Annotated in this window: 12 protein-coding genes; 7 read left to right on the forward strand and 5 right to left on the reverse strand. The window is 63.1% G+C overall.

The genetic code is table 11. From position 1 onward, the window contains the following. Positions 1-220: 220 nt before the first annotated feature. The 3 genes from waaC to rfaD are packed head-to-tail and all read right to left on the reverse strand — an operon-like array spanning position 221 to position 3155. A complete protein-coding gene (gene waaC, locus EN749_RS21980; RefSeq protein ID WP_128363951.1) occupies positions 221-1210 on the reverse strand; it encodes a lipopolysaccharide heptosyltransferase I in 990 nt (329 codons plus the stop codon). Continuing rightward, complete coding sequence (waaF, locus tag EN749_RS21985) at positions 1207-2214, reverse strand: lipopolysaccharide heptosyltransferase II (protein WP_128363952.1); 1008 nt, start codon at positions 2212-2214, stop codon at positions 1207-1209. Before waaF ends, waaC begins: the two co-directional genes overlap by 4 nt. After that, positions 2187-3155, reverse strand: coding sequence for an ADP-glyceromanno-heptose 6-epimerase (gene rfaD, locus EN749_RS21990; RefSeq protein ID WP_127395770.1), 969 nt, complete (start codon positions 3153-3155; stop codon positions 2187-2189). The genes waaF and rfaD overlap by 28 nt, the downstream gene beginning before the upstream one ends. On the opposite strand from rfaD, the gene EN749_RS38940 reads away from it, so the two are divergent. The 6 genes from EN749_RS38940 (at position 3127) to EN749_RS22020 (ending at position 7485) form a co-directional block, all read left to right on the forward strand. After that, complete coding sequence (locus EN749_RS38940) at positions 3127-3540, forward strand: type II toxin-antitoxin system Phd/YefM family antitoxin (RefSeq protein WP_245486576.1); 414 nt, start codon at positions 3127-3129, stop codon at positions 3538-3540. The genes rfaD and EN749_RS38940 overlap by 29 nt on opposite strands. Next, entirely contained in the window at positions 3533-3973 is a 441-nt protein-coding gene (locus EN749_RS22000) for a hypothetical protein (RefSeq protein WP_245491471.1), read from the forward strand. Before EN749_RS38940 ends, EN749_RS22000 begins: the two co-directional genes overlap by 8 nt. Before the next feature lie 10 nt (positions 3974-3983). Continuing rightward, positions 3984-4616 carry a LysE family translocator gene (locus EN749_RS22005; protein WP_127270423.1) on the forward strand — a complete coding sequence of 211 codons (633 nt, stop codon included), beginning with the start codon at positions 3984-3986 and terminating at the stop codon, positions 4614-4616. A gap of 143 nt (positions 4617-4759) precedes the next feature. Then, positions 4760-6253: a D-glycero-beta-D-manno-heptose-7-phosphate kinase gene (gene rfaE1 / locus EN749_RS22010; protein ID WP_127395769.1), complete on the forward strand. Its 1494-nt coding sequence runs from the start codon at positions 4760-4762 to the stop codon at positions 6251-6253. A gap of 7 nt (positions 6254-6260) precedes the next feature. Then, the gene (locus EN749_RS22015; RefSeq protein ID WP_128363953.1) at positions 6261-6833 is read left to right on the forward strand and encodes an SIS domain-containing protein; all 573 of its coding nucleotides are present in this window, start codon (positions 6261-6263) and stop codon (positions 6831-6833) included. Next, the gene (locus EN749_RS22020; RefSeq protein ID WP_128363954.1) at positions 6826-7485 is read left to right on the forward strand and encodes an HAD-IIIA family hydrolase; all 660 of its coding nucleotides are present in this window, start codon (positions 6826-6828) and stop codon (positions 7483-7485) included. The genes EN749_RS22015 and EN749_RS22020 overlap by 8 nt, the downstream gene beginning before the upstream one ends. A gap of 4 nt (positions 7486-7489) precedes the next feature. Here EN749_RS22020 and EN749_RS22025 read toward each other — a convergent pair whose 3' ends face one another. Continuing rightward, on the reverse strand, positions 7490-8284 hold the full coding sequence (locus EN749_RS22025; RefSeq protein ID WP_127267435.1) for a glycosyltransferase family 2 protein: 795 nt from the start codon (positions 8282-8284) through the stop codon (positions 7490-7492). A gap of 250 nt (positions 8285-8534) precedes the next feature. Beyond that, complete coding sequence (locus EN749_RS22030; protein WP_013530077.1) at positions 8535-9014, reverse strand: Lrp/AsnC family transcriptional regulator; 480 nt, start codon at positions 9012-9014, stop codon at positions 8535-8537. Between the two features lie 239 nt (positions 9015-9253). Here EN749_RS22030 and EN749_RS22035 point away from each other — a divergent pair. After that, a partial coding sequence (locus tag EN749_RS22035) for an FAD-dependent oxidoreductase (protein WP_127387365.1) occupies positions 9254-10059 on the forward strand: 806 nt, incomplete at its 3' end.

The raw sequence follows: 10059 nt of genomic DNA on the forward strand, positions 1-10059 counted from the left end.
AACAAACCGAAGCCGCTCATCCATGATGCCAGTCTCTCGCCAAACCATCGCCGGTCCTCCCGGCGGACAAGAAAACTGTCACCCATCTAATCAGTCCATTCTGTTACCTATCTATCCGGTTCGGACACAGCTCTCTTCTCCCCGTCGTTATACGGGGAGAAGGTGCCGGCAGGCGGATGGGGGGCGGCGCTGGCCTTTGCAAATTGATTTGATTGATAAATCAATTCTTGCCAGCGTTGGCCTTGCCAAGGACCTGGAGTCCCGCCAGCCTCTCTGCCTCCGCCACCACCTCCACCGGCATCACACGCTTCCCGGGCGCGGCCAAAAGCGTCGACGCATATTGCCCGCGCGGACCCGTCAACCCGGGCTCGGTCGCCAGGAACACCGCAACCGTTGGCAGGCCGAAGGCGCTGGCGAGATGGGTCAGCCCGGTGTCGGCGCCGATGACCAGTTCCGAGCGGCCGATGAACGCAGCGATGTCGGCCAGCGGTGACTTTGGCACCACAACTGTCGATGGCACTGCCTTGGCAATGGCTTCGGCCACGGCCTTCTCGCGCTCGTTCGACCAGGTCGTGACCGGCGTTATCCCCCGCTCAATCAGGAGGCGCGCGGTTTCAATCCAGTCTTCGGCCGGCCATTTCTTGTCTTCGCGGCTGGTGCCGTGCAGCAGGAAGGCGGTTTTTCCGGCGATGCCCGCCAGAGTGCCGACGGGCGGCACGATGCCGGAGTCCAGGGTCGAAAGATCGGGCTGATAGCCGAGCGCCAGCCCGAACAGCCGCCGTATCCGTTCGATGGCGTGCAGGTCGCGCGGCACGGGATAAGTGGCATCGTAGAACAGCGTCGCAGAAGGTTCGCGCGCGCTCGAACGGTCGAAGCCGGCAATGGGGGCGCCGGCTTGCCTTGCCACCACAGCCGATTTCAGGAGGCCTTGCGCATCGATGACGAGGTCGTAACGGCAATCGCGCAAGGTGCGGCGCAGGGCGGCCGCCTCGCGCCAGGTGCCGCTATCGAGCAGCGCCTTGCGCCAGCGCCGGATCGCCACCGTGTGGATCCGATCGATCGCCGGGTGAAGCGTGGCGATACCGGCAAATGCCTCTTCGACGCACCAGTCGAAGGACAGGTCCGGGCGGTTGCGACGAGCATCCTCGACGGCCGGAAAGGTGTGGATGACATCGCCCATCGACGACGTCTTGACGATCAGCACCTTCATGCCGCGGCCGGGATGTCCAGCAGCCGGTGCGCCGCTGCTGCGACCTGGCCGACTTCAAGCGTCTTCAGGCAGTTGAGGTGGCCGAGCGGGCAGACCTTCTGGTGGCAGGGCGAGCACGACAGGCCAAGCCAGACCAACTCGCGGCGTTCCCCCAGCGGCGGCGTGTTCTCAGGCGAGGTCGAGCCGTAGACGGCGACGATCGGCGTGCCGACGGCGGCCGCGACATGCATCAGCCCGCTGTCGTTGGACACGGCCAGCCTCGCGGCTGATATCAGGTCGATGGCGTCCTCCAGCCGCGTCTGTCCGGCGAGATCGACGAGGCCGGGGGCCAGGGCCGCGATCTCCGCCGTCACGTCGCGGTCGTTCTTCGAGCCGAACAGAGCGACCTTCAAGCCTTTGCCCATGAAATCGCGGGCAAGTCCGGCATAGCTTTCGCTGGGCCAGCGCTTGGCCGGGCCGAATTCCGCACCGGGCATCAGGGCCACGAATTTCTGCGGCGCCAGGCCGAAACGGCCGAGCAGGTCGACCTGGTTTTTCGTGTCCACGCTAAGCCGTGGCGCCCGGAAAGTGCCGCCCTGGGCGAGACCGAAATAGGCCTGCGCTGTGCGTCGTTTCACGCCATCGGGCAGCGGCACAATGTCGGTCAACAGGCCGTAACGCATCTCGCGTAAATTGCCGACACGGCGCGGAATACGGGCAAAGAACGGGATCAGCGCCGACTTCCAGCTGCCCGGCAGGATATAGGCCATGTCGTAGCGGCCGCGTAGCAGCCGGCCGAAGCGGCGGCGATGGGTGAATTCGAGCGCACCGGGTTTGAGCGGAAAGTCGATCTGCTGGCGGATTTCGGGCATGCGCTTGACCAGCGGCGCGGCCCAGGCCGGCGCCAGCACATCGATGGGGGCGTTGGGATGCAACTCCTTCAGCGCCGAAAACAGGCACTGTGCCATCACCATGTCGCCCACCCAGCGTGGGCCGATCACGAGGATCGTTGGGCTTTCAGCCATTCGACATAGTCTCTGACACCGGTTTCCACTGTCCGGAATTGGCCGTTATAACCGGCCGCGCGCAAACGGGACATATCAGCTTGCGTAAAGCTCTGGTAGCTGCCCTTGAGATGGTCGGGAAAGGGGATGAATTCAATCTCGCCTTTACCCAACGTGTCGATCACCGTTTCGGCTATGGCGCGGAAGGGCTGGGCACGGCCGGTGCCGCAATTGAAGATGCCGCTTGAGCCCTGTTTCCACAGCCACAGATTGACGTCGGCAACGTCGCCGACGTGGATGAAGTCACGGCTTTGTTCGCCGGGTCCGAACCCGTCATAGGCGCCGAACAGTTTCGGGTTCTGGCCTTGCTCGACCTGGTTGAACAGATGGAAGGCGACGGAGGCCATGGCGCCCTTATGCGCCTCGCGCGGGCCATAGACGTTGAAGTAGCGCAAGCCCACGATCTGTGAATGGTCGGTATCGAAGGCGGTGCGCCCGGCGAACACGGTTCGCCTGACGTAATCGTCGAACAGCTTCTTGGAATAGGCGTATACGTTGAGCGGCCGCTCGAGCGCGGGATCCTCGCGAAACTCCGAGCCGCCGCCATAGACGGAAGCCGAGGAGGCATAAAGGAAAGGCACGCGCAGCGCCTGGCTTGCATGCAGCAGCCGTTTCGAGAAGGCGTAATTCACCTCCATCATAAATTTGCCGTTCCACTCGGTGGTGGTCGAGCAGGCGCCCTGGTGGAACACCGCCTCGATGCGGCCGAGCGAGCCGGCCTCCATGCGGTCCAGGAAATCGTTCTTGTCGAGATAGTCGGCGATCTTGAGATCGGCAAGATTGGCGATCTTGTGACCGTCGGTAAGGTCGTCGACGACGAGGATGTCGTCATGCCCTTCGGCATTCAGCGCGGCGACGATGTTGGAGCCGATCATGCCGGCGCCGCCCGTGACGATGATCATGGAGGGCCTCTGGTTGCTTGCGATTCCGGTCCTTATAGGGGAGGCTAGGCGGGCTGTCGACAAAGCCAGGTGCATGCGCCTGTCCTGCCACTTTATGCGCTTGTCTGTTCTGTCTGTTTTGTCTATTATGGACAAAACAGGGTATCCCATGAAAAACTATCCATCGACCGATCTGAAACAGAATCTTGGAGATGTGCTTGCAGCTGCCAGCCAGCAGCCGGTCTCCATCACTCGCCACAACAAGCCGAGATACGTCCTGATGAGCATCGAGGCCTACGAAGCGCGCTTCGGCAACGAGAGCCGCCGCGTCTACGCTGCGGAGGATGCCCCGACCGAACATGTCGAGATGCTCGAGGAGTACGCCGCGGAATTGGACCGTGATTAAACCCGCCGCTGCGGACGTCTGGCGATATCCATATCTTTGGCATCGCCAACACGGAGACGGCGAGACCGAAGGCCGGAAGTCACGGCCTGTGGCCTTTGTGGCTGTCCTGCCTGGGAAAGCCGGCGGTACGAACCTCTTCATCCTTGCAATCACTTCCACGCAGCCGGGCCGTGATCGCGTTGCCGTCAGCATCCCGGAAATTGAACGCCACCGTGCGGGCCTCGACCCTATGCCCCTTTGGGTCATGGTCGATGAGTACAATCATGATATCCTGGAAGCGTCGGCCTATTTCGAGCCGGGTGCGCGAATCGGCGCGTTCAGCCCGTCATTTCACAAGAAAATTATGTTCGCTTTTACTGCGGTTGTCCGCACGGGTCAGTCCAAAGCCATTCCCGCGCGCGGACTGAATCGACAGAACAGAGCACGATCGTGAGGGACCAAAAATGCCATCGACCGAACTGCTCATCGCGTTTTTCGCCACCACGGCGATTTTCGCCTACATTCCAGGCCCGGCCATGCTCTATGCGGCCGCGCAGACGATGGCGCGCGGCCGCTGGTCCGGCCTGACGGCGGCACTTGGCATTCATCTGGGCGGCTACGTGCATGTTTTCGCCGCGGCTGCCGGGCTGTCGGTGCTGTTTCATGCCGTGCCGACGCTGTACCTGGCGGTCAAGCTGGTCGGCGCGCTCTATCTGATCTGGCTTGGCGTCTCGCTGTTTCGCAAGCGCGTGGAGGGCGATGCGGCGCTGCCCGCGATCGAGCGCAAATCGGCACGGCGTGCCTTTTTCGAGAGCATCACCGTCGAGGTGCTCAATCCGAAGACAGCGATCTTCTTCATGGCGTTCCTGCCGCAATTCATCGACGCCTCGGCGGCGTTTCCGGTCTGGCTGCAGTTCGTCGTGCTCGGCACGATCGTCAATCTGATGTTCTCTTCGGCCGATATCGTCTGTGTGTTCCTGGCGGGCGCCGTGATCGGCCGTTTGCGGCGTTCGAGCCGCGCACAGCGGCTGATGCAACGGGCGGGAGGGGCTGTGCTGGTCGGGCTGGGCGTCCATGTCGCCCTGCAGAAGAGCTGACCGCCCGAGCCTGCCGGGATCATGCCCTGCCGTTGCGCTGCGTGAATTTGCGGTATATCGGCTTTCGCCATGAACGATCCGACCAGTCGATTGATGAGCACTTATGAGATTGAAATCGGCCTTTTCCCTGTGTTGCCAGTGACATGATCAAGCACAATCCGCCTTCTCCCGAACCGTTGCACCGCGCCATTGCGCGGTTCGGCCAGGCCACAGTGCTGGTGGTCGGCGACTTCATCCTCGATCGTTTCGTCAACGGCGTCATCGAGCGGATCTCGCCGGAGGCGCCGATACCGGTGCTGCACGGGCGCGGCGAGACCTCGACCATGGGCGGCGCCGGCAATGTCGTGGCCAACATCGTTTCGCTCGGCGCTGCCGCTATTCCCGTCTCGGTCATAGGCACCGATGTGGCAGGCGATAGCCTGGTGCGGATGCTCGGCGAGCTTGGCGCCGATACGGCGGGCCTCGCGCAGGAGCGTGGTCGCATGACCTCGTCCAAAAGCCGCTTCAGCGCGCTCAACCAGCAGGTGCTGCGTTTCGACGAAGAGGAGATCAAGCCGCTCGGCGCTGCGGAGCGAGCCGGCCTGATCCGGCATTTCCGCGCCGCGCTGGCGCACGCCGACATCGTCATCCTGTCCGATTACGGCAAGGGCATCCTGCTCGACGGCGTCGCCGGCGACTTGATCGCCATCTGCCGCGAGGCTGGAAAGCCGGTGCTGGTCGACCCGAAGGGCCGCGATTATGCGCGCTATGCCGGGGCGACCGCCATTACCCCCAACCGCAAGGAACTCGGCGAGGCCGCCGGCCATGCGGTGTTCGCCGATGACGAGATCGTGGCTGCCGCACGCGAGCTGATTTCGGCACATGGTTTCGATTTCGTGGTCGCGACGCGCAGCGAAAAGGGCATGAGCGTGGTCGGCCCCGACGAGGCGCGCCACATCGCCACCCAGGCGCGCGAAGTGTTCGACGTTTCGGGCGCCGGCGACACGGTGATCGCGAGCTTCGCGCTGGCGCTGGCCGTGGGCGCCGATACGGTCATGGCCGCTTCGATCGCCAATGCCGCTGGTGGCGTCGTGGTGGGAAAACGCGGCACCGCGCGGCTGACGGTCGAGGAACTCACCGGCGCGCTGTTCCGTTCGCATGGGCCGACGGCCCACAAGGACGCCATCCTCGACGCCACGTCGGCCGCGCGCATGGTGGCGGCGTGGAAGGAAGAGGGCCTGAGCGTCGGCTTCACCAATGGCTGCTTCGACATCCTGCATGCCGGCCATGTCAGCTTGCTGCACGCGGCGCGCAGCCAATGCGACCGGCTGGTGCTCGGCCTCAACAGCGATGCTTCGGTGCGGCGACTGAAGGGCGCCGGGCGCCCGGTCAACGACCAGCACGACCGCGCCTGCGTGCTGGCAGCACTTGCCTCGGTCGATGCGGTCGTGGTGTTCGAGGAAGATACGCCGCTGGCGCTGATCGAAGCGCTGCTGCCCGACATACTGGTCAAGGGGGCCGATTACACGGTCGACACCGTGGTCGGCGCCGATGTGGTGCAGAAGGCCGGCGGACGCGTCGTGCTGGTCGATCTGGTCGCCGGAAAAAGCACCACCAACACCATTGGCAAATTGCGCGCCGGCGGCACCACAAACTGAGGGTTTCATGTCCGAGTTGAACGATTACCTTGTCCGCTCCGTGGCTGCCATATCAGCCATGGTCGAACGGGACCTGACCGGTGAGATGGAGCGGGCAGCGAGCGCCGTGGTGACTGCGCTTTCGTCGGGGAAAGCTTTGCTCATCGCCGGCAATGGCGGCTCGGCCAGCGACGCCATCCACATTGCCGGCGAACTGGTCGGCCGCTTTCTCAAGGAGCGCAAGGCCTACAATGTCATCGCGCTGCCGGCCAATGCAGCGGTGCTGACCGCCTGGGGCAACGACTATGGCTTCGACACGGTGTTTTCGCGCCAGGTCGAGGCGCATGGCGCTGCCGGCGGCGTGCTCCTGGCGATCTCGACCAGCGGCAATTCGCCGAGCATCCTTGCCGCCGCCGAACAGGCGCGGAGGATGGACATGACGGTGATCAGCATGACCGGCGACACCGGCGGCAAGCTGAAGCCTCTGTCCGATATCCTGCTCAACGTGCCGTCGACCTCGACGCCGATCATCCAGCAGGGGCATCTGTGCCTTTACCATCATTTGTGCGAGGTGGTCGAAGCGCGCCTCAGCAATGGCTGATTCCACGACCTCTGGCCGCTTTCCGCTGGCGGAGCCGGGCCTATGGGTCGAGCGGGTCGGCTCAAGGGTGTTCGCCGCCGGCTCGCCGGCGCTGTTCCTCGATCGCGACGGCACCATCAATGTCGATACGGGCTATCCGGATGATCCTGCCGAAATGGTGCTGCGCGCGGACATAGCCGCGGTGATAGCCGCCGCCAACCGGGCTGGCATTCCGGTCATCATCGTCACCAACCAGTCGGGCATCGCGCGTGGCTATTTCGGCTGGGGCGATTTCGCTGCCGTCAATTGCCGCGTGCTCGAGCTGCTGCGCGCCGACAATGCGTTCGTCGATATGGTCGTCGCCTGCGCCTATCACGAAGCTGGCTCCGGTGTGCTTGCGGTTGCCGATCATCCGATGCGCAAGCCCAATCCGGGCATGCTGCTGGAGGCGGCCGGGCGCCTCGGGCTCGATCTGCGGCGTTCGCTGATCGTCGGCGACAAGGAGGCCGACATGGAGGCGGGACAACGCGCCGGCCTCGCGCAGGGCTGGCTGGTAGACGGGCAAGCGGCTGTCCGATCGGGCTTCACAATTCGGCCTTGGTGCGAGCGCGCGGATTTCGACGGCCTGATCGCCGCAATAGGTGCACTTGGCGCCGCCTCGGGCGCGCCGTAACGGCTTACATCCGGTCTTTGTCTCGCCAGGCTTCATAAAGCTTGGCCTCTGTCGCGAACGAATACAGCATCACCAGCATCGAATAGACGAACCCGTGCCGGCCGCACAGGAAGTAGCGCTTGGCCAGGTAGAACTTCAGGAAGTTGCCGAGAGGCGACAGCACCAGTCTTATCAGGCCGGGCTTCTTGGCTCGTTCGACAAGCGTGGCAACCTTGAGGCTGGAGTAGGTGTTGGCCCTTGCCAGATCCTCGGCAATAGTCATTTCGCGGCGATGCAGCAGCACGCCATTTTCTATCGTGCCGGTTTCGCCTGGCACCTCGAACGACTCATGGACCCGCAGATTGAGGTCCATCGTGGCCTTGTCGCGGCGGAAAAGACGCAGCAGCCTGTTGTGAAGCACCCAGCGGTGCGCATAGCCATAGCCCTTCAGCTTGTCGCGGCGTCTGATGTACCATCCGTCGAAGGCGTCATTCCCAAGCTGGGTCACATTCGTGATTGACTGCCTGAGCACGTCGTCGATGGCCTCGTCGGCTTCAATCGAAAGGCACCATGGTTGCGTGGCCTGATCGAGCGCGAATTGCCGCTGACGAGGAAAGCCCGGCCAATCGTTGTGAAAAAGCCTTATCGGGTAGCCTTTGGCGATGTACCCATTGACGACGTCCAGAGTGCTGTCCGTCGAGCCCGAATCGACGACGATGATCTCGGCGCAGAAATCGACGCTTTCCAGGCACTCGCCGATCATGTCGGCCTCGTTCATGCAGATGACCAGCGCCGAAACCGGGCTAGAAAATCGAGTCATCGTCCCACCCCACGGCACACTGTTCTCGGAATTGGGCTGCCCTGCGCCCCTGTTTACGCAATCCCGAAAGCGCTATGCGCTTTACCCGGGAAAACCGTTACATACTTTTTCTGGAATTGCTCTAGGAAACCAACAAGACGGCTGCGGCAGAAATTCCGGCTTCACAGGAGAGCTATCGAACGCCAAAGCGGCGCTGATATGGCGAGGCCTTCAAGCGACATCGGCGAAAGCTCGTTGCGGTTCAACCGGCTCAAGGCTGTGCGAACGAGACCAGCCCTTCGTCCTTGACCCGGCGGATGGTGAGCGCTGTGCGCACCGTGTCGACATTCGGGGTCGAGGTCAGTTCCTCGATGACGAAGCTCTGGAAGGCGCCAAGGTCGCTCGCCACGCAATGCAGCAGGAAATCGGATTCGCCCGACACCATCCAGGCGTCGCGTACGATCGGCCAGCCGCGGGTGCGCTCGGCAAAGATGCGCAGCTCGGCATCGGCCTGATGATGCAGGCCGACCAGGCAGAAGGCAACGACATCGAGGCCGAGCGCTGGTGCATTGAGCAAGGCACGGTAGCCACGGATGATGCCGGCTTCCTCCAGGCGCTTGACGCGGCGCAGGCATGGCGGCGCCGAAATGCCGACGCGGTTCGACAGTTCGACATTGGTCATGCGGCCGTCGCCCTGCAATTCGCGCAGGATCTTCCAGTCGATGGCGTCGAGGTCGGCCTTGAGGGGCATGTGGGCTCTCGATCATGAGGGGTAATACGCAAGAATCTTGCGTGATTTTGTAATTAAACGACTTCGCTGTCCATTCCATCCTTCGCCCGGAATATTTCGCGGGATCAGCGGCCGACAGGTGCGACAAAGCTTTCCGGGGACGAACTCCAACTTGCCTTGCTGGCGTCGTGGGCAACACTTACATTACGCGCGACAATGATCATGCCGCAATTGCCGGCAGCCCTCCGCAGAGGCTTTAGATGACCACCAAGCACGCGCCCGTTCTCATCATCGGTTCCGGCCCGGCCGGCTATACGGCGGCGGTCTATGCCGCCCGCGCCATGCTGAAGCCGATGCTGGTCGCCGGCCTGCAGCAGGGCGGGCAGTTGATGATCACCACCGATGTCGAAAACTATCCCGGCTTCGCCGACCCGATCCAGGGTCCGTGGCTGATGGAGCAGATGCTGAAACAGGCCGAGCATGTCGGCACCGACATCATCAACGACATCATCACCGAGGTCGACCTCAACGTGCGACCGTTCCGCGCCAAGGGCGATTCCGGCACGACCTATACCGCCGACGCGCTGATCATCGCCACCGGCGCGCAAGCGAAATGGCTGGGCATCCCGACCGAGCAGGACTTCATGGGTTTTGGAGTCTCGGCCTGCGCCACCTGCGACGGTTTCTTCTACAGGGGCAAGGATGTCGCGGTGGTCGGTGGCGGCAATTCCGCGGTGGAAGAGGCGCTCTATCTGTCCAATCTCGCCAGGAGCGTGACGGTCATCCACAGGCGCAGCGATTTTCGCGCTGAACGTATTCTGCGCGAGCGGCTTCTGAAGAAGGACAATGTCCGCGTCATCTGGGACACGATCGTCGATGAGATCACCGGTCGACCCGGCAAGACGCCGCTGCCGCCCTCGGTCGAGGGGCTGAAGCTCAAGCATGCGGTGACCGGCGAGGTGTCGCACCTCAAGATCGACGGCGTGTTCGTGGCCATCGGCCATGCGCCGGCGGTTGAACTGTTCGCCGGCAAGCTCAAGCAGAAGCCGAACGGCTATCTGTGGAC

This window comes from Mesorhizobium sp. M7A.F.Ca.ET.027.02.1.1 (assembly GCF_004022985.1).
Classification (GTDB): Bacteria; Pseudomonadota; Alphaproteobacteria; order Rhizobiales; family Rhizobiaceae; genus Mesorhizobium.

What these genes read in the sequence shown, in the direction of transcription:
- EN749_RS22025 (WP_127267435.1), bottom strand. Translation starts at nt 8,284, where the DNA reads ATGACTCGATTTTCTAGCCCGGTTTCGGCGCTGGTCATCTGCATGAAC.
- EN749_RS22020 (WP_128363954.1), top strand. Translation starts at nt 6,826, where the DNA reads ATGGCTGATTCCACGACCTCTGGCCGCTTTCCGCTGGCGGAGCCGGGC.
- waaC (WP_128363951.1), bottom strand. Translation starts at nt 1,210, where the DNA reads ATGAAGGTGCTGATCGTCAAGACGTCGTCGATGGGCGATGTCATCCAC.
- rfaD (WP_127395770.1), bottom strand. Translation starts at nt 3,155, where the DNA reads ATGATCATCGTCACGGGCGGCGCCGGCATGATCGGCTCCAACATCGTC.
- EN749_RS22005 (WP_127270423.1), top strand. Translation starts at nt 3,984, where the DNA reads ATGCCATCGACCGAACTGCTCATCGCGTTTTTCGCCACCACGGCGATT.
- EN749_RS38940 (WP_245486576.1), top strand. Translation starts at nt 3,127, where the DNA reads ATGCCGGCGCCGCCCGTGACGATGATCATGGAGGGCCTCTGGTTGCTT.
- rfaE1 (WP_127395769.1), top strand. Translation starts at nt 4,760, where the DNA reads ATGATCAAGCACAATCCGCCTTCTCCCGAACCGTTGCACCGCGCCATT.
- EN749_RS22030 (WP_013530077.1), bottom strand. Translation starts at nt 9,014, where the DNA reads ATGCCCCTCAAGGCCGACCTCGACGCCATCGACTGGAAGATCCTGCGC.
- EN749_RS22015 (WP_128363953.1), top strand. Translation starts at nt 6,261, where the DNA reads ATGTCCGAGTTGAACGATTACCTTGTCCGCTCCGTGGCTGCCATATCA.
- waaF (WP_128363952.1), bottom strand. Translation starts at nt 2,214, where the DNA reads ATGGCTGAAAGCCCAACGATCCTCGTGATCGGCCCACGCTGGGTGGGC.